The organism is Bradyrhizobium sp. USDA 3364 (assembly GCF_054056355.1).
In genome coordinates this window covers 6,334,442-6,360,643 of sequence record NZ_JBSRYG010000002.1, presented here as the reverse complement: position 1 = coordinate 6,360,643, position 26,202 = coordinate 6,334,442, and the positions used below count along the sequence as shown (strand labels likewise).

At 65.1% G+C, this 26,202-nt stretch carries 24 protein-coding genes and 2 pseudogenes; 9 read left to right on the top strand and 17 right to left on the bottom strand.

The annotated features are described in order from the left end of the window. Positions 1-42 precede the first annotated feature (42 nt). The 4 genes from ACVILL_RS29630 to guaA all read right to left on the bottom strand — a co-directional run bounded on the left by ACVILL_RS29630 (position 43) and on the right by guaA (position 4,846). Positions 43-861: a hypothetical protein gene (locus ACVILL_RS29630; RefSeq protein ID WP_456732290.1), complete on the bottom strand. Its 819-nt coding sequence runs from the start codon at positions 859-861 to the stop codon at positions 43-45. A 36-nt stretch (positions 862-897) separates the two neighbouring features. Beyond that, a complete protein-coding gene (locus ACVILL_RS29625) occupies positions 898-1,473 on the bottom strand; it encodes a GIY-YIG nuclease family protein (RefSeq protein ID WP_456732289.1) in 576 nt (191 codons plus the stop codon). 206 nt (positions 1,474-1,679) lie between these two features. Further along, positions 1,680-3,017: a tyrosine-type recombinase/integrase gene (locus tag ACVILL_RS29620; RefSeq protein WP_456732288.1), complete on the bottom strand. Its 1,338-nt coding sequence runs from the start codon at positions 3,015-3,017 to the stop codon at positions 1,680-1,682. A 218-nt stretch (positions 3,018-3,235) separates the two neighbouring features. Beyond that, the gene (gene guaA, locus ACVILL_RS29615) at positions 3,236-4,846 is read right to left on the bottom strand and encodes a glutamine-hydrolyzing GMP synthase (protein WP_456732287.1); all 1,611 of its coding nucleotides are present in this window, start codon (positions 4,844-4,846) and stop codon (positions 3,236-3,238) included. Between the two features lie 137 nt (positions 4,847-4,983). Between guaA and ACVILL_RS29610 the strand changes: the two genes are divergently transcribed. Together ACVILL_RS29610 and ACVILL_RS29605 are read left to right on the top strand one after the other, a co-directional pair. After that, the gene (locus ACVILL_RS29610) at positions 4,984-5,355 is read left to right on the top strand and encodes a nuclear transport factor 2 family protein (RefSeq protein ID WP_456732286.1); all 372 of its coding nucleotides are present in this window, start codon (positions 4,984-4,986) and stop codon (positions 5,353-5,355) included. 126 nt (positions 5,356-5,481) lie between these two features. Beyond that, positions 5,482-5,814: a DHCW motif cupin fold protein gene (locus tag ACVILL_RS29605; RefSeq protein ID WP_456732285.1), complete on the top strand. Its 333-nt coding sequence runs from the start codon at positions 5,482-5,484 to the stop codon at positions 5,812-5,814. Between the two features lie 166 nt (positions 5,815-5,980). Here the strand turns inward: ACVILL_RS29605 and ACVILL_RS29600 are convergent, their stop codons facing one another. Then, complete coding sequence (locus ACVILL_RS29600; protein ID WP_456732284.1) at positions 5,981-6,433, bottom strand: winged helix-turn-helix transcriptional regulator; 453 nt, start codon at positions 6,431-6,433, stop codon at positions 5,981-5,983. Positions 6,434-6,545: 112 nt separating this feature from the next. Between ACVILL_RS29600 and ACVILL_RS29595 the strand changes: the two genes are divergently transcribed. Further along, positions 6,546-7,820 (top strand): MFS transporter, encoded by a 1,275-nt coding sequence (locus ACVILL_RS29595; RefSeq protein ID WP_456732283.1) that lies wholly within the window; start codon positions 6,546-6,548, stop codon positions 7,818-7,820. Between the two features lie 109 nt (positions 7,821-7,929). Here the strand turns inward: ACVILL_RS29595 and ACVILL_RS29590 are convergent, their stop codons facing one another. Then, on the bottom strand, positions 7,930-9,228 hold the full coding sequence (locus tag ACVILL_RS29590; RefSeq protein WP_456732282.1) for an RsmB/NOP family class I SAM-dependent RNA methyltransferase: 1,299 nt from the start codon (positions 9,226-9,228) through the stop codon (positions 7,930-7,932). Between the two features lie 22 nt (positions 9,229-9,250). After that, a complete protein-coding gene (locus ACVILL_RS29585) occupies positions 9,251-9,673 on the bottom strand; it encodes an MAPEG family protein (RefSeq protein WP_456732281.1) in 423 nt (140 codons plus the stop codon). Positions 9,674-9,845: 172 nt separating this feature from the next. On the opposite strand from ACVILL_RS29585, the gene ACVILL_RS29580 reads away from it, so the two are divergent. Next, the gene (locus ACVILL_RS29580; RefSeq protein ID WP_456732280.1) at positions 9,846-10,277 is read left to right on the top strand and encodes a hypothetical protein; all 432 of its coding nucleotides are present in this window, start codon (positions 9,846-9,848) and stop codon (positions 10,275-10,277) included. 128 nt (positions 10,278-10,405) lie between these two features. After that, complete coding sequence (locus tag ACVILL_RS29575; RefSeq protein WP_456732279.1) at positions 10,406-11,245, top strand: metallophosphoesterase family protein; 840 nt, start codon at positions 10,406-10,408, stop codon at positions 11,243-11,245. A 63-nt stretch (positions 11,246-11,308) separates the two neighbouring features. Here ACVILL_RS29575 and ACVILL_RS29570 read toward each other — a convergent pair whose 3' ends face one another. The 6 genes and pseudogenes from ACVILL_RS29570 to ACVILL_RS29545 all read right to left on the bottom strand — a co-directional run bounded on the left by ACVILL_RS29570 (position 11,309) and on the right by ACVILL_RS29545 (position 16,270). Continuing rightward, positions 11,309-11,659 (bottom strand): hypothetical protein, encoded by a 351-nt coding sequence (locus ACVILL_RS29570; RefSeq protein ID WP_456732278.1) that lies wholly within the window; start codon positions 11,657-11,659, stop codon positions 11,309-11,311. Further along, a pseudogene (locus ACVILL_RS29565) lies at positions 11,656-12,679 on the bottom strand (NADP-dependent oxidoreductase). Before ACVILL_RS29565 ends, ACVILL_RS29570 begins: the two are co-directional and overlap by 4 nt. Positions 12,680-12,891: 212 nt before the next feature. After that, complete coding sequence (locus ACVILL_RS29560) at positions 12,892-13,755, bottom strand: heterodisulfide reductase-related iron-sulfur binding cluster (RefSeq protein WP_456732277.1); 864 nt, start codon at positions 13,753-13,755, stop codon at positions 12,892-12,894. Beyond that, complete coding sequence (locus tag ACVILL_RS29555; RefSeq protein WP_456732276.1) at positions 13,746-14,177, bottom strand: 4Fe-4S dicluster domain-containing protein; 432 nt, start codon at positions 14,175-14,177, stop codon at positions 13,746-13,748. Before ACVILL_RS29555 ends, ACVILL_RS29560 begins: the two co-directional genes overlap by 10 nt. A gap of 167 nt (positions 14,178-14,344) precedes the next feature. Further along, positions 14,345-15,835, bottom strand: a complete 1,491-nt coding sequence (guaB, locus tag ACVILL_RS29550) for an IMP dehydrogenase (RefSeq protein ID WP_456732275.1) — start codon at positions 15,833-15,835, stop codon at positions 14,345-14,347. Between the two features lie 189 nt (positions 15,836-16,024). Beyond that, on the bottom strand, positions 16,025-16,270 hold the full coding sequence (locus ACVILL_RS29545) for a hypothetical protein (protein ID WP_456732274.1): 246 nt from the start codon (positions 16,268-16,270) through the stop codon (positions 16,025-16,027). Positions 16,271-16,508: 238 nt separating this feature from the next. Between ACVILL_RS29545 and ACVILL_RS29540 the strand changes: the two genes are divergently transcribed. Together ACVILL_RS29540 and ACVILL_RS29535 are read left to right on the top strand one after the other, a co-directional pair. Further along, entirely contained in the window at positions 16,509-17,996 is a 1,488-nt protein-coding gene (locus ACVILL_RS29540; protein WP_456732273.1) for a DHA2 family efflux MFS transporter permease subunit, read from the top strand. A 627-nt stretch (positions 17,997-18,623) separates the two neighbouring features. After that, positions 18,624-19,395 (top strand): annotated as a pseudogene (locus ACVILL_RS29535) (COG4705 family protein). Between the two features lie 99 nt (positions 19,396-19,494). On the opposite strand, the gene ACVILL_RS29530 reads toward ACVILL_RS29535, so the two are convergent. Both ACVILL_RS29530 and ACVILL_RS29525 read right to left on the bottom strand, forming a co-directional pair. Beyond that, on the bottom strand, positions 19,495-20,193 hold the full coding sequence (locus tag ACVILL_RS29530) for an RlmE family RNA methyltransferase (protein ID WP_456732272.1): 699 nt from the start codon (positions 20,191-20,193) through the stop codon (positions 19,495-19,497). A 149-nt stretch (positions 20,194-20,342) separates the two neighbouring features. Then, positions 20,343-21,386, bottom strand: coding sequence for a Ppx/GppA phosphatase family protein (locus tag ACVILL_RS29525; RefSeq protein ID WP_456732271.1), 1,044 nt, complete (start codon positions 21,384-21,386; stop codon positions 20,343-20,345). A gap of 208 nt (positions 21,387-21,594) precedes the next feature. On the opposite strand from ACVILL_RS29525, the gene ACVILL_RS29520 reads away from it, so the two are divergent. Further along, a complete protein-coding gene (locus tag ACVILL_RS29520) occupies positions 21,595-23,967 on the top strand; it encodes a xanthine dehydrogenase family protein molybdopterin-binding subunit (RefSeq protein ID WP_456732270.1) in 2,373 nt (790 codons plus the stop codon). Between the two features lie 187 nt (positions 23,968-24,154). On the opposite strand, the gene ACVILL_RS29515 is transcribed toward ACVILL_RS29520, so the two are convergent. Both ACVILL_RS29515 and ACVILL_RS29510 read right to left on the bottom strand, forming a co-directional pair. Then, positions 24,155-24,763 (bottom strand): DsbA family protein, encoded by a 609-nt coding sequence (locus tag ACVILL_RS29515; protein ID WP_456732269.1) that lies wholly within the window; start codon positions 24,761-24,763, stop codon positions 24,155-24,157. Beyond that, on the bottom strand, positions 24,764-25,567 hold the full coding sequence (locus ACVILL_RS29510; RefSeq protein WP_456732268.1) for a hypothetical protein: 804 nt from the start codon (positions 25,565-25,567) through the stop codon (positions 24,764-24,766). A gap of 134 nt (positions 25,568-25,701) precedes the next feature. Here ACVILL_RS29510 and ACVILL_RS29505 point away from each other — a divergent pair, with 134 nt between their 5' ends. Then, a complete protein-coding gene (locus ACVILL_RS29505) occupies positions 25,702-26,199 on the top strand; it encodes a YaiI/YqxD family protein (protein ID WP_456732267.1) in 498 nt (165 codons plus the stop codon). Positions 26,200-26,202: the final 3 nt, after the last annotated feature.

Here is a 26,202-nt window from a genome sequence, read left to right as displayed (position 1 = left end):
CGCCCTGGCGCCGGCGTGTGGGTTCGCCGGCCAGCCGCATCATCACCGGTCGCTATCCACGATTCCGTCAAGCACAGCACGCATGTGCGCGCTCGGAAAGACCGCGAAACGATCATCGCGCGCGTTCGTCACAATCCCTTCGAACCGCAGGTGACGGTCTTTTAGCTCGTCGTGAACGATCGAGAAGACTGGTGAGCCGCTCAGGCCGTCAGGATTTACACTCTGCCGCGTCGATTGCTCGTGCTTCACGAATATCAACCGATTCTCTGTATCCATCGGGGCGCCGTCCGATCTCTGAAGGTCCTGTCGTATCCAGCGCATGGTGAATTCGGAAAGCTGCGCCTCATCCTGAAGATCGAGTTCGATCTTGTGGGAACTTGTCGGATAGCCGATCACGAATGAATAGTCGGCAACGACCTCATTCGCGTCCGACCAATAGATGTTGGTGATATCCAGATGGGAGGGCTTATGGCCATCAGTCACCTTGGCGTAGTCGAAGAAGACCAAGTCGCCGAGCGAACGAAACTCCTCCCCGTTGACTCGCGGCAGATGGACGGACGAGGGCGGGACCGCGAGCCGCCTACCGTCCCGCTCTATCACCACGACGAAAGAAGCGGCGGAAGGAGCTCCACGGGTCGTGTCGACTTGATGGGCCGTTGCGAGAGCAAAATCCCAGCCGCGGTACTTCGCCATGAGTGCTGTACCAAAGACCCGAAGCTCGAACACCGCGTCTCCTGTGGAGAACAGGGCGGGTCGAACGAACCGCTGCATCAGGTCCGGAGCTGTCTTGAACGGAACATAGGTCCCATTGACACTCACACTCATCTTATTCTGTACCGTGGTCCAAGATGGGATCTTCATACTTAGCGCTCTGCGGTACAGACGGGGCGATAGGCGTCACTCTTGGAAGCTGTATGAGATCGCCGCCCATTTGCGCTCCCATTCGTCCTCGCCAAGGTAGCCTTGAGTGGCCTCCATCAGAGCTTTCCGCGCCGTCTCGTAGTTGCAGCGAAATATCTCTTTCGCGCCGCGGCGATGGCCGAAGAGCTGCCCGTGCGCGGCGAACTCGATCTTGCCCGCTTCCTCGTACTTGGCGTGGTAGAGCATCACCCAGTCAGTAATGCCGCCGTAGTAGCGAGTGTTGAGCGCGGCGACGCGGCGCTCAGGCCAGATGGCGTTACCGACCTTCACCACCTTCGATTCGAGCGAGCCGGCTATGTAGATGTATGCCGTGTCGTGATGGCGTTTGACGAAGGCGATGCGTGCCGTATCGCACTGAATGCAGTGACCCGCGCGGCTGCGGAGCCTGTGACCGGCGTAGCAGGACTTCGGCGCTATGCACCACAGGTATCCCTCCTGCTCCATGTGCCATTTGTAGCCGTGCGACCGCATCCACGAGCAGTCCATGACCGCGCTCTCGTCGATGCGCTGGGCATACAAAAAGTGCAGCTCGTGTTCGGTCAGCTCCGCCATCCCCGCTCCCAGGGCCATCATATTGCTATCGGCAATTGTGGTGCAATGGGACGGCGACGCGCCAACCACCCTGTCTGCTATGAGTCAAAATCGGCTCGGCCGCCTCCTGCATCACCAAGTCGGTCGGCTCGGCACCCCAGATCCAGGCCATGTGACCAAAATGGACGGCCGCCGGGCCGCACTAGGCCCGGCCGGCCCTCTAGGCCTCAGAGGTCGTCATCGAGTTCTTCGGCGGGCACCTCAGCCGCTCGCCGCTTGGCATCCGTGAGTAGGTCGCGCGCCGACTCTCCGCGGACCCAGGCGTCGACCGCGTCGGCCCATGCCTGCAGCATGATCCTTCTTTCGGCCAAGTACCTGTTCACGTTGTAAATCGCGGCGATGCGGTTTCGAGGAGCATGGGCCAGAGCTAGTTCGACCCACCTTTCATCGAACTTCGCGCGGCCCAGCCCCGTTGAAAAAGTTCGCCGCAGGTCGTGCACCCCGAAAGTCTCAAACTCGAGATCGTCCTTCTGGATGCGCTCCACGGCGGCGTCGATGACGCGATTGAGGGTCGCGTTGGAGATCGGTACATCGCTGTCGTATCGGCCGGGATGCAGGTATCGGCTGGCACCAAAGCAAGACCGGAGTGCAGTTAGGATGTCCAGCGCCTGCTCGCACAGCGGCACAACGTGCGCCTTCCTAGCCTTCATCCGCTGGGCGGGTATGGTCCAGAGGCGTTTGTCGAAATCGACCTCGCTCCAGGTCGCGTCGATGAACTCACTCTTGCGCACGCCGGTTAGCAGCACGAACTTCAGCGCCAACCGCAGCGTGGGCGTAGTTGCCACCTGCTCCAATGCGACAAGGAATTTGCGAATCTCGTCCGGTGCCAGAGCCCGATCACGCGGCTCGAACGTGGCGATGGCTTTGGCGAGCACAGCGTCGGCCGGGTTGGCGATAGACACGCCGTTGCCCTGTGCGTGCCGGAACACCGACTGCACCACCTCTCGCACGTGAACCCCAACAGCAGGACCGCGCTTCTCCTTCGCATCAAGGCACAAGCGCATCAGGCGCTTCGGGGTCACCTCCTCCAGCTTGAGCCGGCCCAGCTCGGGCTCGATGACTCGGCGATACGTGGAGCGCCGAAGCTCCAGCGTGCTACCTGCCAACTGCTCGGCACCGGACTTCGGGTCGGCCTTGTGCTTGAAGTAATGCTCGGCCCAGCCCCCGAACGTCAGCGCCTTGGCCGCCTCGGTGCGCTTCTCCACCTTGGCGCGGGACGGCGAGATACCTCGCTCCACTTCCCGGCGAGCCCGGTCCAGCAGCGAGCGCGCCTCGCGCAGCGAGAGGCTCATGCCGTACTCAAGCTCATCAGGATTCCGTTCGGGCTTGGACGCCGGGTCGTACTTCCCGATCGCTAGCGTTTCGCGCCGGCCGTTGATGCGGTAGTCAAACCGGAATGCTCGCGTACCGGTTGGCAGCACTGCCACGTACAGGCCGTCGCGGTCGGCCACCTTGAACAATTTTTCCTTCGGCGCCAGCGCGCCCAGCTCACGATCAGTCAGCAAATCAGCCTCACTTTTGATGTGCCGCTGATACCGTCAGACCCCCTGTCGGTATCGGAAGCGGCGTTTTCGACCGCTTCAAACCGTACCGTCACGACTACCGACAAATGCGCGAGCTTGGGTGAAGCAGGCTGAAGCAGCCTGAATCACCTAAGTCACTGTCTCGCTTTTGTTTTTCGGAGTTCTTGAAGTCGTTTGAAGCAGCGTGAGACGATGCTAATTCACTCCCACTCGATCGTCCCCGGCGGCTTGCTGGTCACGTCGTACACCACCCTATTCACGCCCTTCACCTCGTTGATGATGCGCGTCGCGGTCTCGCCTAAGAACTTCATGTCGAACTGATAGAAGTCGGCGGTCATGCCGTCGGTCGAGGTGACGGCGCGGAGGCCGACGACGTATTCGTAGGTGCGGCCGTCGCCCATCACGCCGACGGTCTTGACCGGCAGCAGCACCGCGAAGGCCTGCCAGATCGCGTCGTAGAGGCCGTGCTTGCGGATCTGGTCGATATAGACGGCATCCGCGTTGCGCAGGATGTCGAGCTTCTCCCTTGTGATGTCGCCGGGGCAGCGGATCGCAAGGCCCGGGCCCGGGAACGGGTGGCGGCCGACGAAGACTTCGGGCAGGCCGAGCTCGCGGCCGAGCACGCGCACCTCGTCCTTGAACAGCTCGCGCAAGGGTTCGACCAGCTTCATGTTCATGCGATCAGGCAGGCCGCCGACATTGTGGTGCGACTTGATGGTCACCGACGGTCCGCCGGTGAAGGAGACGCTCTCGATCACGTCGGGGTAGAGCGTGCCCTGCGCCAGGAACTGCGCGCCGCCGATCTTCTTCGCCTCCGCCTCGAACACGTCGATGAACAGGCGCCCGATGGTCTTGCGCTTCACCTCGGGGTCGGTGACGCCTGCAAGCTCGCCCAGAAACTCCTTCGACGCGTCCACATGGACCAGCGGGATGTTGTAGTGGTTGCGGAACAGGTCGACGACGGTCCTGGCCTCGTCGAGCCGCAGCAGGCCGTGATCGACGAACACGCAGGTGAGCTGGTCGCCGATCGCCTCGTGGATCAAGACCGCGGCGACCGCGGAATCGACGCCGCCGGAGAGCCCGCAGATCACCTTGCCCTTGCCGACCTGGGCACGGATCTTCTCGATCGCCTCCTCGCGGAAGGCGCGCATGGTCCAGTCGCCGGTGAGACCTGCGACCTTGCGCACGAAGTTGCGCAGCAGCTTGGCGCCGTCGGGCGTGTGCACCACCTCGGGGTGGAACATCAGGCCGTAATACTTCCGCTTCTCGTCCTGGATGATCGCGAACGGCGCATTCGGCGAGGTGCCGGCGACGGAGAAGCCGGGCGGCATTTTGGTGATGCGGTCGCCATGGCTCATCCACACCTGGTGCTTCTCGCCATGGTTCCAGATGCCGTCGAACAGCTGGCTGTCGGTCTTCACCTCGACATCGGCGCGGCCGAATTCGCGGTGATGCCCGCCCTCGACCTCGCCGCCGAGCTGGGCCGCCAGGGTCATCTGGCCATAGCAGATGCCGAGCACGGGAACGCCGGATTCGAAGATCAGCTGCGGCGCGCGCGGCGAGCCGGTCTCGTGCACGGACTCGGGGCCGCCGGACAGGATCACCGCCTTCGGCTTCATCTCCTTGAAGGCGGCCTCCGCCTTCTGGAACGGCACGATCTCGGAATAAACGCCCATCTCGCGGACGCGGCGGGCGATCAGTTGCGTCACCTGGCTGCCGAAATCGACAATCAGAATCTTGTCATGCGCCGAGGCCACGGATGGCGTCGACGGTGCTTGAACTGTGTCTTGGGCTGTGTGCTGGGCTGTCATGGCAAGCAAATACGCGACGGCGCCCGCCCCCGCAACCGCGGCCAGCGTTGCGCCCACATTCTTCTTTGGGCATGGACAAATCCATATAGGTCAGTATTATTGACCTAATTTGGCCATAAGCGACAAGGAGGAAACCAATGCCGGATTTTCACGACCCATCGCGCCTCTTAGCCCTCGGCAACGAGTGGATCGCCGCCTGGAACGCGCGCGATCTCGAGCGGGTGCTGGCGATGTATGCCGAGGATACCGAGATGACCTCGGACCGGATCCCGGCGTTCGGCTTCGGCGCGTCCGGCACCGTGCGCGGCAAGGCGCAACTGCGGGCCTATTGGAGCGCGGCGCTCGCCAAACTGCCCGAGCTGCATTTCGAGCTGATCGACCTCTATGTCTCGCCCGACAGCGTCGTGGTGTTCTACCAGAACGAACGCGGCAAGAAGATCTGCGAGTATCTGCGGCTCGATGATCGGGGCAAGATCAGGCAGGGTTCGGCGAACCATCCGGTGCATTGAATCCTTCACGCCGTCATTGCGAGGAGCGCCAGCGACGAAGCAATCCATAGCGCCGCGCATGCGGATACATGGATTGCTTCGCTTCGCTCGCAATGACGGGGCAACAAAGATATCAGGACGCAGCCCATGAAAATACCCACCCTGCCCTTCACCGTGACCGACTGGAGCAACGTCGAACCGACCACGCATCCCGGCGAGACCGGGCAGGCGCTGTGGCGCACGCTCAACATCGGCGATCTCCGCGTGCGGATGGTCGAGTATTCGCCCGGCTATCTCGCCGACCACTGGTGCGATCGCGGCCACGTGCTCTATGTCGTCGCGGGCGAGCTCGACACCGAGTTGCGCGACGGCCGCAGATTCACGCTGAAACCCGGCATGAGCTACCAGGTCTCGGATTTCGGCGACGCCGCGCACCGCTCGTCGACGGCGACCGGCGCGACGCTGTTTATTGTGGATTGAGAAGCCCCCTACCTATCCCGTCACCCCCGCGCAACGGCTTCGCCGTTGTCGCTGGAGGAGGTCGCGCAGCGACCGTCTCGAAGGGCGACGGCCCGGCTCCATCCCCATCCTTCGAGGCTCGCAAGTGCTCGCACCTCAGGATGACGTCTGTGCGTGGGGCACACACTCACCGCCGCTTCGCCGCCACCTTCCTCACCTTCGTCTCCGCCCAGCCCAGCGGCTTGCCGCTCTTCGACGGCAGCACGAGTTGGCCGACCGCCTGCCCGGCCCGGTCGAGCAGCACCGAATGCGGCTCGCCGCGGGCAAAGAGATGCGCCTCGCCCCATTGCCGCAAGGAAACCACGACCGGGAACAGGTCGCGCCCCCGCTTCGTCAGCACATAGTCGTGATAGGCGCTGCCGTCGGACGCTGCGACCTGCTCGAGCACGCCCAGTTCGACCAGGGTGCGCAGCCGCGTCGTCAGCATGCCCTTGGCGATGCCGAGATTCTTCTGGAAGTCGCCGAACCGGCGCAGGCCGTCGAACGCGTCGCGCACGATCAGGAGCGACCACCAGTCGCCGATCGCATCCAGTGCGCGCGCCACCGGGCATTCCGCCTTAGCGAAACCGGTCCGCTTCATTCGCAGTCTCCGCCTCGATCACGATTCCGAACTGGTCTTAAAATAGGACTAGACAGCCTCTCGCGCAACTGGTCTCATCATAAGACTAGATTGTGAATGCAGCGGAGGCGTAATGACGAACCAGACCACGACGAAGGCCCGGCCGGCCAAGGACGACGGCAACGCGGACGACAGGCACGGCGCCACGACGGCGGACGCGCTGTCACCCGCTGTGGTGCTGCTGTTCGCCGTCGCCTGCGGGCTCAGCGTCGCCAACATCTATTTCGCGCAGCCGCTGCTCGACACCATGGCGCAGGATCTCGCCATCGCGCCCGCTGTGATCGGCGCTGTCGTGACGCTCACGCAAATCGGCTACGCCTTCGGCCTTGTGCTGATCGTGCCGCTCGGCGATCTCTGGGACCGTCGCAGGCTGATCGTCGGCCAGACCGTGCTGTCGGCGATCGCGCTCACCATCGTCGGCACCGCGCCGAATGCCGCGGTGCTGCTCGCCGGCATGGTGTTGGTCGGGCTGCTTGCGGTCGTGATCCAGGTGCTGGTCGCCTATGCCGCGACGCTGGCTGCACCAGCCGACCGCGGCCGCACCATCGGCACCGTCACCAGCGGCGTGGTGTCGGGCATCCTGCTGGCACGCTTTGCCGCCGGCGCGCTCGCCGATCTCGGCGGCTGGCGCGTGGTCTACCTCACGTCGGCCGCGCTGACATTGGTGCTGGCGGCGCTGCTCGCACGCGCGCTGCCGCGGCATGCGCCGCAGCCGATGGCCGGATCATCCTACGCAAAGCTGCTGCGCTCGACGGTCGCGCTGTTCGTCGAGGAACAGGTGTTGCGCGAGCGCGCGGTGTTCGCGCTCCTGATCTTCGCAAGCTTCAGCGTGTTCTGGAGCTCGGTGGTGCTGCCGCTCGCCGCACCGCCGCTGTCGCTGTCGCACACCACGATCGGCATGCTCGGGATCGCGGGCCTTGCCGGCGCGCTGGCCGCGCGCAATTCCGGCCAGCTCGCCGATCGCGGCTGGGGCCAGCGCACCACCGGATTGTCGCTGCTCTTGATGCTCGCCGGCTGGGTGCCGATCGCGTGCCTCAATACGTCTCTGTGGCTGGTGCTGGCCGGCGTGCTGATGATCGACTTCGCGGTGCAGGCGATCCACGTCACCAACCAGAGCCTGATCGTCGCCGCGCGCCCCGAGGCCGCGAGCCGGCTGGTCGGCGGCTACATGGTGTTCTATTCGATCGGCAGCGGGTTCGGCGCGATCGCTTCGACGATGGCCTATGCGGCGGCCGGCTGGTTCGGCGTCTGCGTGCTGGGAGCCGCGATCAGCGCCGTCGCCCTGCTGTTCTGGGTGATCGCGGTGAGCAGGACGCCGATGCCTGTGGGAGCGTGCTCCCAAGCGTAGGATACTCACCCCGTCATTGCGAGCGAAGCGAAGCAATCCATCGCACCGCATATGCGGAACCATGGATTGCTTCGTCGCTTCGCTCCTCGCAATGACGGCGGAGAAAGCGTCACGCCTTCTTCAGCACCGCGACGTAAAACCCGTCCGTGCCGGTGCGGCGCGGCGTCATCAGCAGGCCCTCCGCTGACAGCAGCGCGGCCTCGGCAAATTGCTCTGCCTTGTCCCACAGCACCGATGCGGTCTGTTCCGGCGGCTGCACCGAAAATTCCGGATGCCGCGCGATGAAGGCCCTGACCTGCTCGCCGTTCTCCTCGGGCAGCACCGAGCAGGTGATGTAGGCGATGCGGCCGCCGCCCTTCACCATCGGCGCCGCGCGCTCCAGCACCTCGGCCTGGTCTTTCAGCCGCACCTCGAGCGCGCCGGGGCGCATCCGCCATTTGGCGTCGGGATTGCGCCGCCAGGTGCCGGTGCCGGTGCACGGCGCGTCGATCAGCACGAGGTCGGCGGACGCCTTGATGTCGGACAGCACCTCCTCCTCGCCGCGCGGCGTGCGCACGTCGCAATTGTGCACGCCGGCGCGCGACAGCCGCTCATGGATCGGCGCAAGCTGGCGCTTGTCGCTGTCGGTCGCGATCAGCCGACCCTTGCCTTGCATCATCGCGGCGATCGCCAGCGTCTTGCCGCCAGCGCCGGCGCAGAGGTCGATCACCTGCTCGCCCGGCTTGGCCGCCGAGAACAGCGCGGCGAGCTGCGAGCCCTCGTCCTGAACCTCGATCGCGCCCTTGATGAAGTCCTCCTCGGCATGGATGCCGGGATTGCGCGCGTCGGCGCCGAGCTCGATACGCAGGCCGAGCGGCGACCACGGCGTCTCCCTGGCGCCGAGATGCGACAGTCGCGGCAGCACCTTCTCGCGCTTGCCGCGCAGCGTGTTGACGCGCAGATCGAGCGGCGCGCGGCTCGCCATCGCGGTCGCTTCCGCCGCGCGGTCGTCGCCGAACACTTTTGCCAGATACGGGTCGAGCCAATCCGGATAGTCGCCCGCGACATGCGCCGGCGCATCCTCGAGCGTGCGCGAGGCCAGCGCGGCCTCCTCGGCCGCGGTCAGCGGCTCCGGCGCGAACCGGCCGCCGTCGCACATCGCCGAGATGGTCGGGATATCCATGCCGCGTTCGAGCTTGAGCATGCCGAGCACGCGCGCGCGGGCGCTGGAATCGTCCATCAAATAGGCCGCGGAGGATTGCCGGCGCAGCACGTCCCAGATCAGGCCGGAGATCGCGGCGCGATCGCCGGAACCGGCATAGCGGTGCGCAGTGCCCCATTCCTTCAGCGCTTTCGCCGCGGGAATGCGCTGTGCGTCGATGGTGGCGATCAGCTCGATCGCGGCGGAGAGCCGGGCAGCGGGGGTCATAGATCTCTTTCGGTTGGGCGCATCAGATCAAAAGCAGCAGTCTGAGCGCGAAATACAGCCACATCGCCGCCAGCACCAGCACGCCGGCGAACCAGGCGAGCGAGCGCGGCCGCACGTCGTTGGAGGTGACGAACACGCCGGCATGGGCAAACCGCGTGACCACGAACACCCAGGACATCAGCACGATGAACAGATCGGCACGGCGCAGCGGCAGCGCAATGGCGATCAGGACATAGAACAGCACCGGCAGTTCGAACTGGTTGGCAAAGCAATTGCCGAGCTTGGTGGCGCCGGCCGGCCAGTTCGGCTCGCGCAGCGCGATATCGGCCATCCTGGTCTCACCGCTCGTCAGCGTCTTCGTACGTGCCGTCGCCATCGCGAACAACAGCGCGAAGGTGAGCCCAATCTGGATGAAGACCGGCAACAGAACCATTTGAACCGACACAAAAAATCTCCCTCAGCCGCGGGCGCGATTTTGTACAGGCGGACTGCCGCCCTCTTAGCCGCCGCGGCCGCCCAACACAATGAAGCTCCGCGATAGCCCGTTGAACCACCATACGAGCCCGGATGACCAACTCCCAGGACCAATGGCGGTTTCCGCCCTCATGGATGACGCGATGAGCTTCATCACCCCGATCCTCGACGGCGCGGCCCAGGCGGCCGGGGCTTTCGGCGATCTCCTCGCGCCCCTGCTGAATGCGATCGATCCCGGCACCGGGTGGTTCGACGATTCGGCGGATGGCGGGCTCGCGCTGGTGATGTCGGGGCTCGCCGGCGTCGCCGCGGCGCTGCTGGTCGCGATCCTGCTTTCGGCCTATTTCCGCAGCGGCTATCGCTCGACGCGCGACATCGTCAAGCACGGGCTTGCGACGACGCTGGTGCTCGGCCTGCTCGGCTTTGCCATCTACGACGTCAGGCACGACGCGCTCGCCTATCTGGGCCTCAATGCGCCGCCAGCCGCAACGGGAATCGAGCTGCCCAACACGGGGCTGCTCGGCCGGCGTCCGCCTGCCCGGCTGTCACCCTGGATGAAGCAACTGTCGATCTAGCGCTCGCCAGCGCGCCAACCCAAACAAGACTTCAAACAACGCATCAAACAGAGCAGCGAATAAGACATCGAGATCGTCATCGTTCCGACTTCGCGGCGACCTATGCTCCGGTCGAAAGGATCGATGCAATGCCCCAGTTTCGCCTGACGCAAATCTCCGACACGCATCTCGCGCGCCGCTTCAAGCCGCTGATCGACAATTTTCATCGTGTCAGCGAGCACGTCGACGCGACGCGTCCCGATCTCGTGCTCAATTCCGGCGACGTCTCGTTCGACGGCCCGACCAGCCGTGAGGACATGGTGTTTGCCAAAGAGCTGCACAACGCGCTGCCGGTCGATTGCCTCTGTCTGCCCGGCAATCACGACATCGGCGACAATCCGACCGCGGTCGGCCCCGCGCCTTCACAACTGCCGACCGAAGAGACGCGTAGCGCCTTCACCTCGGTGCTCGGCGAGGACCGCTGGCATTTCGACGCCGCGGGCTGGTGCTTCATCGGGCTGAATTCGCTGATCATGAACACCGGCCTCGACAGCGAGGCCGAGCAGTTCGACTGGCTGGCCGGCGCGCTCGACAAGGCCGTCGGCAGACCGGTCGCGCTGTTCCTGCACAAGCCGCTCTATCTCGACGTGCCCTATGATGCCGAGCGCGTCGAGACCGCGATCCGCTTCGTGCCGCAACCGGCGCGGCGCCGCCTGATCGAGATGTTCGGCAAGGTCGATTGGCGCCTGGTCGGCAGCGGCCATGTGCACCAGCGCCGCGACTACACGTTCGAGAATGTCCGGCACATCTGGGCGCCATCGGCCGGCTTCGTCATCTCGGACGCGCGGCAGGACGTGATCGGCATCAAGGAAGTTGGTCTCGTCGAGTACCGCTTCCAGCCCGACAGTTTCGAGGTCCGCCACGTCAGGGCGAAGGGCCAGGTCGATGTCGACCTGGACATGCTGCTCGGCACGCAGCCCGCGGCCTGAGCGACGTCAGCTCCGCGCCGCGTCGTGCAGGTCCCGCTTGATGACGGTGAGCAGCGCCTGCAACTAGTCCTTGTTCGGCTGCGGCGCTGCCGGCGCGGGCCGCCGGACACGAGGCACATGCGGCATGAAGCGCACCGGCTTTGTCTCCGGCTGCTCCTCGACGAACCTTCCATGCAAGACGTCGTCACGGCGGCCCATGACGAACATCGTGGCCCAATAGCCGACGGCGAGGATAATGACCCCGACAACAATAGCTTCAAAAATCATGGCTACACCTGAAATATAGCCATATTGAATCAAGTACTCCGGGTCCCCGTCAAGCAAATGGGGGCCGAAAAGCCCCCAAAAGCCCACCATTGTGGCGTTTTTGATACTTTGTTGCGCGGAATGGGAGCTGGAAAGCCCCTTCGTCAAACCTTGTCCGGCCCGACCCGGACCAGTTGCTTGCCGAAATTGGCGCCCTTGAGCAGGCCCATGAAGGCCTCCGGCGCGCTGTCCAGCCCCTCGGTCACGAACTCCTTGTACTTGACCTTGCCCTCACGCACCCACTGCGACATGTCGCGGAGGAAGTCGCCATGCATCGCGGCGAAGTCGCTGACGATGAAGCCGCGGAAGGTCAGCCGCTTGGTCAGGATGTTGCGCATCATCGCGCCGGCCCATTTCGGCGCGTGCGCTTCGGTGTCGTTGTAGTGCGCGATCAGGCCGCAGACCGGGATGCGCGCGAACGCGTTGAGCAGCGGAAACACCGCATCGAACACCGCCCCGCCGACATTCTCGAAATAGACGTCGATCCCCTTCGGGCAGGCCTCCTTCAGCTTGGCGGCAAGATTGGGATCACGATGGTCGAGGCACTCGTCGAAGCCGAGCTCGTTCTTGACGTAGGCGCACTTGTCCTTGCCGCCGGCGATGCCGATCGCGCGTGCGCCCTTGATCTTGGCGATCTGGCCGACCGCCGAGCCGACCGCGCCGGACGCGGCCGCGACCACCACGGTCTCACCCGCCTGCGGCTTGCCGATCTCGAGCAGACCGGTATAGGCGGTCATGCCGGGCATGCCGAGCACGCCGACCGCGGTCGAGATCGGCGCGATCTTCGGATCGATCTTGGCGAGCCCCTTGCCGTCCGACAGCACATGCGTCTGCCAGCCCGCCCGCGACAGCACGATATCGCCCTTGGCAAAGCCGGGATTGTTGGAAGCGATCACCTCGCTCACCGTGCCGCCTTCCATCACGCCGCCGACCGGCACCGGCGCGGCGTAGGACGGACCGTCGGCCATGCGGCCGCGCATATAGGGATCGAGCGACAGCCAGATGGTGCGGAGCAGCACCTCGCCCGCGCCCGGTGTCGGCGGCGTGTAATCCTCGAGCCTGAAATTGGCCGGCGTGGGCTCGCCGTGCCGGGCGTGAAGCAAGAACGATGCGCTTTCCTTGGGACATGGGGCTTCCTCAGCTCGTTGGTTTCGTGGCGCACACGTAGTCATGCAATCCGCCTCCCCGCAAGGGAGATGGATTTGCTCTTTCGCGTCGCGCTTGTTTGAAATTTTGTTTGAAATGATGTCCGTCATGCCGACACGGCCGCGTCCCCGGAATGCCGTCATTCCGGTGCGGATGATGACATCAGCCAGTTCGCACGCTGACGGGCCGGCGCATCACTCCGCCACGCCCGCGGAGGCCACAGGCACCGGCGGGGCGCGCAGTTCAGGTTCAATCAGCGCCTGATAGCGCGACGGCTCGGCACGTTCGATGGCCGCGATATCGGGCGCGGCGCCATTGCGCCAGCCAACATAGGCGTCGCTGGCTTCGATCCCCATTGCTTCGGCAACGAGCTGAACCCAGTTCCTGACCCTGATGTTGTCGCGACCGTCGAGCGCTGCGAATTCGCGATGGCATGGATGAAAGATCGTGCACACGATGTCGGCACGATTTGCGATCGCCGCCGACCAGGTCTCGCCCATCACCACCTTCAGCGCGCCTGGCACGGCAGCAATGCCGCTGCACATGTGGCCGGGAACTGCGGGTCCTTCGATCAGTTCGAGCCCCGGTATTCGCGACAAGATGCCGGCAATGCGATCGTTGATCGGCACATGGGTCGAGAAACCGAGATGCCGGTGCAGCAGCACGCGGCGCGGCACCGGCATGGTCAAAAGCGGCGCCAGCCGATCGATCGATGCGGCCAGCAATTCGGAAATGTGCGTAATATCGAACGCAACCGCGTTGCCCGGCGCCATGATGTCGGACATGTGCATGTGGCACGAGGGACACCAGGTCACCACAGTGCCGCGACCATCCTTTGCGGCGGCGTCATTGAAGCGGCCGACGGTCCGTCCCGCCATGTTGCTCGCCGCATGCGGTTGATGGTCGTGGGCGGTGCCGCAGCAGTAGGCCGGGCCTCCGGCGGCGCTGACATCGTACCCTGCACGCTCCAGCAGCATGATGGACAGGCGGATCATTTCGGCGTGGCGCAGCATGTTGCAGCCGAACCAGAACGTGACGCGATTGTCGCTTACAGCCATTTCTCGAGCTCCTCGTCGCTGAGCTGGAGGCGTGCGAAGGTCTTGATACGCGGGAAATACGAGGGATCCTGCTTGGCCCGCAGCTGTCGCGTTTCGTTGATCGCGCGTTGCTTGGCGATCCGGATCAGCAGCATGGCATCAAGCCCCGCAGCCTTTTGCGGGCAGGCATCGACGCACTGGCCGCTCTTGGTGCAGGCCCCGACCCAGGCCACCGTTTCGTCGGGAGCTGCCTCACCGCTCGCCAGCCGGCGCAATCCACCGGTGACGATGTTGGGATCAGCGCCGCGCAAATCGATGTAGTCGACCATCGGGCAGGCGTTGAAGCAGGCGCCGCATTCCGTGCAGAGCGCAGCAAGCTCCGGGCCGGATTGCAACAGGAAAGCTTCGGTGGTTTCGGCGCGCGCCGGGGGAAGCCTGACCATATCGAGCGCAAAATGCGCTCCCGAGGCTTTCCGGTCAAGGTTGTCATGTCCGCAGACAACCCGTCAGCTTCAGCTTGGGGCCAAGCGGCAAGGCGCGGGCAGCGCGCGGAGCCGCGAGATTCCGGGTCCAGTGCTGCGCACCATCCCGGAACGACAACGTTCGGTGCTTATCCCCCGCCCGGATAGTTCGGTGCTTCGCGCGTGATCGTGACGTCGTGGACGTGGCTCTCGCGCAGGCCGGCGCCGGTGATGCGGACGAACTCGGCCTTGTCGTGGAAATCCTTGATGTCCTTCGCGCCGACATAGCCCATCGCGGCGCGGAGGCCGCCGGCGAGCTGGTGCATGACGTTGCCGACCGGGCCCTTGTAGGGCACCTGGCCCTCGATGCCTTCTGGCACGAGCTTCAGCGTATCCTTGATGTCCTGCTGGAAGTAGCGGTCGGCCGAGCCGCGCGCCATTGCGCCGACCGAGCCCATGCCGCGATAGGCCTTGTAGGAGCGGCCCTGCCACAGGAAGACTTCGCCGGGCGTCTCGTCGGTGCCGGCAAGCAACGAGCCGACCATCGCGATGTCGGCGCCGGCGGCGAGCGCCTTGGCGAGGTCACCGGAATATTTGATGCCGCCGTCGGCGATCACGGGCACGTCGGCCTTCTTCGCGGCCGCGACCGCATCCATGATCGCGGTGAGCTGCGGCACGCCGACGCCCGCCACGATGCGCGTGGTGCAGATCGAGCCCGGGCCGATGCCGACCTTGATGCAATCGGCGCCGGCATCGATCAGGGCCTTCGCGCCACCTTCGGTCGCGATATTGCCGGCCACGACCTGCACGGCGTTGGAGAGCCGCTTGATGCGGTTGACGGCATTGAGCACATGGCGCGAGTGACCGTGCGCGGTATCGACCACGACGACGTCGACGCCGGCGTCGATCAGCCGCTCGGTGCGCTCGTAGCCGGTTTCGCCGACCGTGGTGGCGGCGGCGACTCGGAGCCGGCCGTGCTCGTCCTTGCAGGCGAGCGGATGCGCCACCGCCTTCTCGATGTCCTTTACGGTGATCAGGCCGACGCAGCGATACTGGTCGTCGACGACCAAGAGCTTCTCGATGCGATGCTTGTGCAGCATCCGCTTCGCCTCGTCCTGGCTGACGCCCTCGCGCACCGTGACGAGGTTCTCGTGTGTCATCAGCTCCGAGACCTTCTGCCGGGGATCGCTGGCGAAGCGCACGTCGCGGTTGGTCAGGATGCCGACCAGCTTGCCCGGCACGTTCTTGGCGCTACCGGTGACGACCGGAATGCCGGAGATGCCGTTTTCCTTCATCAAGGTCAGCGCATCGGCCAGCGTGGCGTCAGGGCCGATGGTCAGCGGATTGACCACCATGCCGGATTCGAACTTCTTCACCTGCCGCACCTGCGCGGCCTGGCCGTCGGGATCGAAGTTGCGGTGGATGACGCCAAGGCCGCCGGCCTGCGCCATCGCGATCGCCATGCGCGCCTCGGTGACGGTGTCCATCGCGGACGCCATGATCGGGATATTGAGCGAGATCGCGCGGGTGACACGCGACCGGATATCGACTTCCGAGGGAAGGACGTCAGACAGACCGGGCTTCAGAAGCACATCGTCGAACGTGAAGGCTTCGCGGATAGCCGGAATTCCCGTGGCCATTGCCAACTCCTTATCTGCGGTCCAGCCGCGATGGTCTTACGGATGAACGCCGCCTGCGGCGACGCTCGCTGCGTCACCGTCGAATCGGCGCCCATCGGTGGGGTTGACGCTGGTCGATAGCATGGCGGCATGACGAATCAAAGTGTTTGCCAGCCATGCACAGGCTTTTTAAGGGGCCCGGTAGCCCGTCTACCGATACCCCTGCGGCGGCCCGTAGCGGCGGATCGCCTCGACCATTTCGCGGTGGCGCCGGTCCTCTCGCTTCATGTGGACGGCGATGACCGCATGGGCCGACGGCACCAAGAGCAACACATGGAAAAACAGGCCCAAAATCGCGCAGAACACGATCAGGACCAGATTGAAGATGGCCGAAAACGGCTGTCCGTTCAGGAGCAGCCCGATCGGCGGCAGCAGAGCGGCAAGAACGTAGATCACGGCGCGCCTTCCAAAGTGTTTTCGAGCGAAGTGGTTACCGGTTCGCGTGAAGAAAAACGCATCAAAACATGAATCCAGAGCCCCATTCCGACCCTGTCGGAACAGGGCTCAAGCGCTGGCGGATGCATACCAGCGTCACGCAGGATTTAGGGCGTTTGGCCGGTTCCGCAATAGCGTGGCCGAGGGCAGAATGATATGGCCCCCTCGCCCGCCTTTTCAGCACAGCCGTCCCATTTTGATGAACAAACAACGCCTGATCCCGCTCATCGTGGCCACCGCCCTGTTCATGGAAAACATGGATTCCACGGTGATCGCGACCTCGCTGCCGGCGATCGCTGCCGATATCGGCACCAGTCCCCTGACGCTGAAGCTCGCGATCACCTCGTACCTGCTGTCGCTGGCGGTGTTCATCCCGGCCAGTGGCTGGACCGCGGACCGCTTCGGCGCCCGCATCGTGTTTGCCGGCGCGGTTGCCGTATTCATGCTGGGCTCGATCGGCTGCGCGCTGTCGGGCTCGGTGACCGATTTCGTGTTCGCCCGCATCCTGCAGGGCCTAGGCGGGGCGATGATGACGCCGGTCGGGCGGCTGGTGCTGCTGCGCTCGGTCGACAAGAGCGCGCTGGTCAACGCGATGGCCTGGGTGACGGTCCCTGCGCTGATAGGCCCGGTGATCGGGCCGCCGCTCGGCGGCTTCATCACCACCTATTTCTCCTGGCACTGGATCTTCCTGATCAACATCCCGATCGGACTGCTCGGCATCTTCCTGGCGCTGAAGTACATCGATCCGATCAAGAGCGAAGACCCTGAACGGTTCGATCTGATGGGGCTGGTGCTGGCCGGCATCGGCCTCGCCGGCATCGCCTTCGGGCTGTCGGTCGCGGGCCTCAATCTGCTGCCATGGCCGATCGTCGCCGCCCTGGTCGGGGTCGGCTCGATCTCGATGACGCTCTACGTGCTGCATGCGCGGCGCACCGGATCACCAGTGCTGGATTTTACGCTGCTGCGGCTGCCGACCATGCGCGCCTCGATCGTCGGCGGCTTCATGTTCCGACTCGGCATCGGCGCGCTGCCGTTCCTGCTACCGCTGTTGATGCAGGTCGGCTTCGGCCTGTCGCCGTTCCAGTCCGGTCTCGTCACCTTTGCGTCGGCGGTCGGCGCCATGGGCATGAAGACGCTGGCGGCGCGCATCATCAAGGCGTTCGGCTTCCGCAACATGATGACCGTCAACGCGGTGGTCAGCTCGGCCTTCCTCGCCGCCTGCGCCCTGTTCACGATCTCGACGCCGCTGATGCTGATTTTCACCATCCTGGTGGTCGGCGGCTTCTTCCGCTCGCTGCAATTCACCGCGATCAATACGGTCGCTTATGCGGAGGTCGAGCCGCCGCAGATGAGTCGCGCCACCACCCTCGTCAGCGTCAACCAGCAGCTCGCGGTGTCCGCGGGCGTCGCGGTCGGCGCGTTCTCCGTCGAGACCACGCTGGCGCTGCATCACCAGACCGAGCTCTCCGCCGACGTGTTCGCGCCCGCCTTCATCGTGGTCTCGCTGATCTCGGCGGCGTCGGCCTGGTTCTTCTGGCAGATGCCGGCCGACGCCGGCAACGAGATCGCCGGCCGCAAGGCGATCGACATCTCGAGCCGCAAGGGCGCCGAGAAACGCCGCGCTGCCGAAGCCGTCAAGGTCGCAACCGAGGACACCCAGAACGCGAGGGATCAGCGGCTGGGGTAGCCGATCGAACGAGCTGTTCGCGAGGCACGATATAAGCGCGCCGTCCGGTCACGGCCAAGCCCCTAAGGGTGCCTGGTCATTCCGGTTGTCTGTCCTCGATCCGGACGTTCAACAAGTTCGTATGTGGGAACGTGGGTCGCTTCCAGCCAGGATTCCAGCGCAGCTCCGCACACCGTGCAGATCGCGTCACCCGTATGCGGCACCAAGAACTTCTCTTCGGTGCGTCTGTACTCGGCGCCGCAATTGCATTGAACAATGGTCGCCATTGCCGAAATATGCGCCTGGAAGCCTCGGTTTGCCAGCCCTTACTCCAACAAACGGCCCCAGTGCGCAAAACGCTGCTGCACCAAGGCCGCCAACCCAGTGGGGGTTTTCTCCCGGTGGGGCTTGGGGGGCTCGGGCGCCGGGAGCAGGGATTCGACTCCGGCCCCCCTGCGAGGTTCCTACCGATCGCGTTGAAATGTGCGCCTTGCGCCGCTTGTTACGCAAATTCTGCTATCGCGTCAGGCTGAGATCCGCAACGAACAGACTGCGCCGGGCGGCTCAAGCATTGTTGACTGCAGCGCCGAAACCGCGCCCGCTTTGCGGGGTAGAGCGGCATGTCCCTCCCCCGCAGAGAGCCGCCCGATGAACTCCATCGAATACACCAGGAGCAAGGTTCCCGAGGTCACGCTTGGTGTTCTGGACCATCAAGATCGCCGCGACCACGCTCGGCGAGACCGGCGGCGACACCGTCACGATGACGCTAAACTGGGGTTACCTGGCCGGGACCATGCTGTTCCTGTTCGTGCTGGTGGCACTCGTCGCGGCGCAGATCGCCGCAAAGGCGTTTCAGCCGGTGCTGTATTGGGCGACGATCGTCGCGTCGACGACGTTCGGCACCACCATGGCCGATTTCGCCGATCGCTCGCTCGGCATCGGCTACGCCGGTGGATCGACGCTGCTGCTTGGCCTGCTGCTGCTCACGCTCGGGCTCTGGTCCTGGTCGCTCGGCTCGATCTCCGTCAACACCGTGAGCAGCCCCAAAGTCGAGGCGTTCTATTGGACCGCGATCACGTTCTCGCAGACGCTCGGCACCGCGCTCGGCGACTGGATCGCCGACTCCGGGCTCGGCTACGAGGGGGGCGCGCTGGTGTTCGGCGCCGCGCTGGCCGCGATCGCGGCGGCGTATTACTGGACCTCGATGTCGCGCGTGACGCTGTTCTGGCTGGCCTTCATCCTGTCGCGGCCGCTGGGCGCGACCGTCGGCGACTTCCTCGACAAGCCGGTCAGCGATGGCGGTCTCGCGCTGAGCCGCCCGATCGCGTCGGCGGTTCTCGCGATCTTCATCATCGCCTGCGTGCTGGTCCTGCCGCAGCGCGCCGGATCGCACCCGAGAGCGTCGGAAACAGCGGCATAGGAACTTACAAGGGGCGTTACTCGGCTCTTTCCCCGTCATTGCGAGCGGAGCGAAGCAATCCATCCAGCCGCATATGCGGAGCGATGGATTGCTTCGTCGCTACGCTCCTCGCAATGACGGCTGCTGCCCGCGAAACCCCGTCGCCAGCACGTACCGCTCCGACGAGTCCTGCCGGCTCGCGGCCGGCTTGACGTGGCGAACGGTGGCGAAATCGCGCTTCAGCTGCCCGACCAGCTCGGCGTCGGCGCCGCTCTGGAACACTTTTGCCAGAAACGTGCCACCGGGATTGAGCACCTCGCCGGCAAAATGCGCGGCGGTCTCGACCAGGCCGATGATGCGCAGTTGATCGGTCTTGCGATGGCCGGTGGTGTTGGCTGCCATGTCGGACATCACGATGTCGGCGCGGCCACCCATCATCGCGATCAGCTTCTCGGGCGCGTCATGGTCGAGGAAGTCGAGCTGCGCGAAGGTGACGCCGGGGATCTCGCCCATTTCAAGGAGGTCGATCGCGACCACCTTGCCCTTGCCGTCGGCGGCACCGGTGCGCTTGGCCGCGATCTGGCTCCAGCCGCCGGGCGCGGCGCCGAGATCGACCACCGTCATGCCCGGCTTGAGCAAGCGATATTTGTCGTCGATCTCGAGCAGCTTGAAGGCCGCGCGCGAGCGGTAGCCCATCGCCTTGGCCTTGGCGACATAGGGATCGTTAAGCTGGCGCTCGAGCCAGAGTTTGGACGACAGTTTTCGCTTGCCGCCGCTCTTGACCGTGACGTGCAGCCGCCCGGTGGTGTCTTTCGCCATATCAACACTTGCCAGATTGGAACATCTCGGCCCCATGGTTCGAGACGCGCGGCCTTGCCGCGCTCCTCACCATGAGGGTCTGGCAAACCTCATCCTGAGGAGCGGCGCAAGCCGCGTCTCGAAGGATGCAGCCCCGGACCGGGGAAGCTCTAGCACGCCCGCAGCGCGCCGTCCTCGCGCATCATCTCGACCAGCATGCCCTCGCGCAGGCCGCGATCGGCCACCCGCAGCCGCGGCATCGGGAACGCGTTGCGGATCGCGTCGAGGATCGCGCAGCCGGCGAGCACCAGGTCGGCGCGCTCGACGCTGATGCAGTTGTTGCTGACGCGCGCCTCATAGCTCATGCCGAGCAGCTTCTGGATCGTCGCGGTGACGTCGCAATCGTTCATCCAGATGCCGTCGATGCGGCGGCGGTCGTAGCGCGAAAGATTGAGGAACACGCCGGCGAGCGTGGTGACGGTGCCGGACGTGCCGAGCATGTGCATGTCGCGCAGATCCCTGCCATGCTCGGCCGCGAACGGCGCGACGTGCCGCGCGACCTCGTCGATCATCTGCGCATACATGTCCCTGGTGACGTTCCTGCCGCCGAAATGTTCGGCCAGCGTCACGACGCCGAGCGGAATCGACATCCACGCCTTGATGCGCGGCGATGCATCGGGCGCGTTGGGATCGCGCTCGATCCGCACCAGCTCGGTCGAGCCGCCGCCGATGTCGAACAGGATGGCGCCCCGCCCCTTCGGATCGAGCAGCGGCGAGCAGCCGATCACGGCGAGCGTCGCCTCGGTCTCGCGATCGATCACCTCGAGCTCGATGCCGGTCTCCGCCGCGACGCGCGCGCGAAAGCTTTCGGCGTTGCCGGCGGCGCGGCAGGCCTCGGTGGCGATCAGCCGCAGCCGGCGGGCCTTGCGATAGCGGATCTTGTCGCTGCAAATGGCAAGCGCGGCAATCGCCCGCTCGATCGCCGCCTCGCTGATCGAGCCGGTCGCGGCGATGCCCTCGCCGAGCCGGATGATCCGCGAGAAGGAATCGACAACACGGAACCCATCGCCGGTGGGACAGGCGATCAACAGCCGGCAATTGTTGGTGCCAAGATCGAGCGCGGCGTAGACGCCACTTTCCGCGGCTACCGCTGCCAATCCTGACGAGGCTTCGCCGGCCGGAAGGCCGTCGCAAAGCCGCACTTCGTCATTCATCAAAACTGTCTTTCCGCAGAACCCAGGGCGATCCTTGGGGCCCGCCGAATAATTGTCGTTCACGGAAACTTTAGCAGCGTCAAAGCGCTGCGCAAACTCCGTTCACATTGGGTCCATGTCCAATCGGGCGTTGTCGTTAAGGAGGGTGTGCGTTATCTCCTCAGCGCCCCAAACGCCAACAAATCCGGGCATTTCAGGTCATTTTCCAATGCAAGATCACACGCCGCCCGCCTCCCTCGAAAACGCTATCGCACTGCAAAAATACGGTGTCGGACAGCCTGTTCGACGAAAGGAGGACGACACCCTGGTGCGCGGCAAGGGCAAATACACCGACGACTTCTCCCTGCCCGGCCAGGCCGTGTGCTGGATGGTCCGCTCCTCCCATGCCCACGGAATCATCAAGGGGATCGATACAGCGGCAGCCCGGGCGATGCCGGGCGTGCTCGGGGTCTGGACCGGCGCCGACCTCGCCGCCGCGGGCTACAAGCCCTTCACCTGCGGCCTGCCGCTGAAGAACCGCGACGGCTCGCCGCTGCTGCAGACCAACCGCCCGGCGCTCGTCACCGACAAGGTGCGGTTCGTCGGCGATCCCGTGGCCTTCGTGGTCGCGGAGACCGCGGCGCAGGCGCGCGACGCGGCCGAGGCCGTCGAGGTCGACATCGAGCCGCTGCCCGCCGTGACCGACGCGGCCGAAGCCGCCAAGCCCGGCGCGCCGCAGCTCTATGACAACATCCCGAACAACGTCGCGCTCGACTACCACTATGGCGACACCGACAAGATCGAGGCGGCGTTCGCCGCGGCGGCGCACGTCACAAAACTCGACATCGTCAACACCCGCGTTGCCGTGGTCTCGATGGAGCCGCGCGTCGCGCTCGCACACTACGACAAGAAGACCGAACGCTTCACACTGCAGGTGCCGACCCAGGGCGTCTCCGGCAACAAGGCGATCCTGGCGCGCCTGCTCAACGTGCCCGCCGACAAGGTCCGCATCCTCACCGGCAATGTCGGCGGCTCGTTCGGGATGAAGAACCTCAACTACCCCGAATACACCTGCATCGCGCATGCGGCGCGCGAGCTCGGCCGTCCCGTGAAGTGGCTGGACGAGCGCTCGACCAGCTTCCTGTCCGACAGCCAGGGCCGTGCCCAGTTGATCCATGCCGAGCTCGCGCTCGACGCCGACGGCAAGTTCCTCGCGGTACGGCTGTCCGGCTACGGCAATCTCGGCGCCTACATCACCGGCGTCGCGCCGGGCCCGCTGTCGCTCAACACCGGCAAGAACCTCGCCAGCGTCTACCGCACGCCGCTGCTCGGCGTCGACATCAAGACGGTTCTGACCAACACCACGCTGATGGGCGCCTATCGCGGCGCCGGCCGCCCCGAGGCCAATTACTACATGGAGCGGCTGATCGATGCCGCCGCCGACGAGATGGACATCAACCGCTTCAGCTTACGCAAGCGCAATTTCATCAAGCCGTCGCAGCTGCCGTTCCCGGCCGCCTCCGGCGTGACCTATGACAGCGGCGATTTCGCCGGCGTGTTCCAGAAGGCGCTGGAGATCTCCGACTACGACAACTTCGCCAGGCGCAAGAAGGAGAGCAAAAAGAGCGGCAAGCTGCGCGGCATCGCCGTCGGCTCCTATCTCGAGGTCACCGCGCCGCCGTCTGGCGAGCTCGGCAAGATCAGCTTCGAGCCCGACGGATCGGTGAAGCTCACCACCGGCACGCTGGATTACGGCCAGGGCCACGCCACGCCTTTCGCGCAGGTGCTGTCCGACCAGCTCGGCGTGCCCTTCGAGAAGATCACGCTCGAACAGGGCGACAGCGATCTGGTGCGGTTCGGCAACGGCACCGGCGGCTCGCGCTCGATCACCGCGACCGGACAGGCGATCGTCGAGGCCTCCGCGCTCGTCGTCGAGAAGGGCAAGAAGGCCGCCGCGCACATGCTGGAGGCCTCCGAGGCCGACATCGAATTCGGCCAGGGCCGCTTCACCATCGCCGGCACCGACCGCTCGATCGGCATCATGGAGCTCGCCGAGCGGATGCGCGACAGCAAGATGCCGGAAGGCACGCCTGAAACGCTCGACGTCGATCACGCCACCAAGGAGACGGCGTCGACCTTCCCGAACGGCTGCCACGTCGCCGAAGTCGAGATCGATCCCGACACCGGCGTGACGCGGATCGTGCGCTATTCCGCGGTCAATGATTTCGGCGTCGTGGTCAATCCGATGATCGTGGCCGGCCAACTGCATGGCGGCGTCGCGCAGGGCATCGGCCAGGCGCTGATGGAGGAAGTCAGTTATGACGCCTCCGGCCAGCCGATCACCGGCTCGTTCATGGACTACGCACTGCCGCGCGCCGGCGACGTGCCGTCGATGCAGGTCGGCGATCACCCCTCGCCGGCGAAATCCAACCCGCTCGGCACCAAGGGCTGCGGCGAAGCCGGCTGCGCCGGCAGCCTCGTCTGCATCGTCAACGCGGTGGTGGATGCGCTGTCGGAGTACGGCATCAAGCACATCAACATGCCGCTGACGCCGGAACGCGTCTGGCGCGCGATCCAGGACGCCAAGGCGAACGCGGCGTAAGGGCGCGCTGCTCCAGCGTCACCCGCCACTGGATCACCCGCGAAAGCGGGTGATCCAGTATTCCAGAGACATTAGTTGTTGAGCCGAGAGGCCGCAGCGTACTGGATACCCGCATGCGCGGGGTATCACACCTGTTGATGCGGGGCGGTCTTGCCCCTTCCCTACGCCGTCGCCCGCTCGGGTCTAATCACGCCAACGTCTTCAGCGCGCGTTCCAGAAACTCCAGCCGGTCCTGCCCCCAAAAAATCTCGCCGGACGGCAGCACGTAGCTCGGCGCGCCGAACACGCCGGCTTTCAGCGCGTCCTGCGTGTTCTGCTCGTAGAGCCGGTCAAGCTCGGCATCCGACGGGGCGCCCGCGCGCAGGCCCGCGGCGTCCAGGCCGGCGCGTTGCGCGGCGGCCGACATCACGTCGGCGTCGGCGAGCGCCTCCTCGCGTTCCCAGATCGCGCGGCCGAACTCCAGCGACAGGCGGTGCGCATCCTTGCCCTGCAGGGCGGCCGCAATGACGAGGCGCACCGCCGCAAGGTCATCGCTGGGAAAATGCCTGGGCTCGACGTTGAGCGGAATGCCCCTCACCTCGCGCCAGCGCCTCAGCTCCACCAGCCGATAGGCCTGCCGTTGCGGCGAGCGTTTCGGCAGCGGCAGGCCACCGGTCTGCTCGAAGATCGGACCGAACTTGCAGGGCTTGACGTTGACGCTTGCGCCATGGCGCCGCGCGATCTCGGCAAACGGCGCGCTGCCCATGAAGGTCCAGGGCGAGTTCAGCGACAGATAATAGTCGATGGTGATGGACATCTACGCCGCCGCCTGTTCGCGCGGTTGAACAATCGCGATGTGCCAGCAATGCGCGAGCGGCTTGCCGTTGCCGAGCACCAGCGCATCGAGCTCGACGAAGCGGTGGCCCTTCTTGTCGTAATTGCCGGTCACCTTGGCACGCGCGGTCAGTTCGTCGCCGATCTTGCCCGCCGACAGCAGCTGCATGCGGGTGCCGACATGGATCCAGGGGCCGAGGATCGCATTGTCGACCAGGACCTTGTTCATCACCCGCGGCAGCAGGCCGGGATGGCCGAGACCTTCGCGCAGGTAGATCGGGTCGGTCTCCCGGATATCGGCGAGATAGTCCTTCGCGGCGTCGCCGGACCAGTCGCGCGGGATGGTGCCGAGCCACTTGCCCTCTTCATAGGACGACGCGCTGACCGGCTTGCGCTCGGCAACCGCTGCGACCTGCTTGTAGTCGTCGAGCGCGAATGTCGGCACGGACGTCGGCAGCGACGCGGTGCCGGTGGCGCAGAGCTCGCCGCGGCTGTGGAGCTCAATCGTGAGCCCATCGCCGGTCTCCCGGCCGGTCAATTCCGCGATCTCGCCGTCATAGACCGGCTTGACGAAGCGTGCCTCGATCAGGCCGCGCGCGACGAAATCGCGGCCCCATTTCTCGACCGGCAGATGCATCATGTAGGCCATCACATCGACGCCGGGCACGAGACCGCCGGAAAAGCCGAACTTCCGCGCCACCGTGTCGTCGTGGATCTTGTTCTCTGACAGTTTCGAGGTGTTGTAGGCCGAGACGCGGTAGGTCTGCGCAGGCGGCTTCGAATCCATGGGTTTCCCCTTATTTCGGTTGTTTTTCTCAGGCAATCGTAGTCGAACCGGGCAGCGTGACAAGCCTCTCGTTTTGCTCGCAATTTTCCGCCCGATGGAGTACACGCAGGCCGCGCCTGCCAACCCTTGAATCGATGACTGAAACCCCTGCCTTGACCCGCATCTATGTCGACGCCGACGCCTGTCCGGTGAAGGACGAGATCTACCGCGTCGCGATCCGGCTCGGCGTGCCCGTCAGCGTGGTCGCGGGCAATTTCATCCGCGTGCCGCAGGATCCCTTGATCGAGCGCATCGCCGCGGGTTCCGGCATGGACGCGGCCGACGACTGGATCGCGGAACGCGCGCATGCGGGCGACGTCGTGATAACAGCGGACATTCCGCTGGCGAGCCGCTGCGTCAAGGCCGGCGCCGACGTGATCGCGCCGAACGGCAAGCCGTTCACGGAACAATCGATCGGCATGACGCTGGCGGTGCGCAACCTGATGACCGATCTGCGCTCATCGGGCGAAATCACCGGCGGGCCGAAGTCATATTCACCGCGCGACCGCTCGACCTTCCTGTCGACGCTCGACCAGACCATCCGCCGCATCCAGCGCCGCCGCGCCGAACAGGCCGCGGCGAACGGGGATTAGCGC

Coding starts and splice junctions, on each gene's coding strand:
- ACVILL_RS29595 (WP_456732283.1), top strand. CDS start 6,546: ATGACGAACCAGACCACGACGAAGGCCCGGCCGGCCAAGGACGACGGC.
- ACVILL_RS29540 (WP_456732273.1), top strand. CDS start 16,509: ATGAACAAACAACGCCTGATCCCGCTCATCGTGGCCACCGCCCTGTTC.
- ACVILL_RS29555 (WP_456732276.1), bottom strand. CDS start 14,177: ATGGTCAGGCTTCCCCCGGCGCGCGCCGAAACCACCGAAGCTTTCCTG.
- ACVILL_RS29630 (WP_456732290.1), bottom strand. CDS start 861: ATGAAGATCCCATCTTGGACCACGGTACAGAATAAGATGAGTGTGAGT.
- guaA (WP_456732287.1), bottom strand. CDS start 4,846: ATGACAGCCCAGCACACAGCCCAAGACACAGTTCAAGCACCGTCGACG.
- ACVILL_RS29610 (WP_456732286.1), top strand. CDS start 4,984: ATGCCGGATTTTCACGACCCATCGCGCCTCTTAGCCCTCGGCAACGAG.
- ACVILL_RS29605 (WP_456732285.1), top strand. CDS start 5,482: ATGAAAATACCCACCCTGCCCTTCACCGTGACCGACTGGAGCAACGTC.
- ACVILL_RS29530 (WP_456732272.1), bottom strand. CDS start 20,193: ATGGCGAAAGACACCACCGGGCGGCTGCACGTCACGGTCAAGAGCGGC.
- ACVILL_RS29520 (WP_456732270.1), top strand. CDS start 21,595: ATGCAAGATCACACGCCGCCCGCCTCCCTCGAAAACGCTATCGCACTG.
- ACVILL_RS29505 (WP_456732267.1), top strand. CDS start 25,702: ATGACTGAAACCCCTGCCTTGACCCGCATCTATGTCGACGCCGACGCC.
- ACVILL_RS29560 (WP_456732277.1), bottom strand. CDS start 13,755: ATGGCTGTAAGCGACAATCGCGTCACGTTCTGGTTCGGCTGCAACATG.
- ACVILL_RS29575 (WP_456732279.1), top strand. CDS start 10,406: ATGCCCCAGTTTCGCCTGACGCAAATCTCCGACACGCATCTCGCGCGC.
- ACVILL_RS29525 (WP_456732271.1), bottom strand. CDS start 21,386: ATGAATGACGAAGTGCGGCTTTGCGACGGCCTTCCGGCCGGCGAAGCC.
- ACVILL_RS29580 (WP_456732280.1), top strand. CDS start 9,846: ATGAGCTTCATCACCCCGATCCTCGACGGCGCGGCCCAGGCGGCCGGG.
- ACVILL_RS29625 (WP_456732289.1), bottom strand. CDS start 1,473: ATGGCGGAGCTGACCGAACACGAGCTGCACTTTTTGTATGCCCAGCGC.
- ACVILL_RS29600 (WP_456732284.1), bottom strand. CDS start 6,433: ATGAAGCGGACCGGTTTCGCTAAGGCGGAATGCCCGGTGGCGCGCGCA.
- ACVILL_RS29590 (WP_456732282.1), bottom strand. CDS start 9,228: ATGACCCCCGCTGCCCGGCTCTCCGCCGCGATCGAGCTGATCGCCACC.
- ACVILL_RS29510 (WP_456732268.1), bottom strand. CDS start 25,567: ATGGATTCGAAGCCGCCTGCGCAGACCTACCGCGTCTCGGCCTACAAC.
- ACVILL_RS29515 (WP_456732269.1), bottom strand. CDS start 24,763: ATGTCCATCACCATCGACTATTATCTGTCGCTGAACTCGCCCTGGACC.
- guaB (WP_456732275.1), bottom strand. CDS start 15,835: ATGGCCACGGGAATTCCGGCTATCCGCGAAGCCTTCACGTTCGACGAT.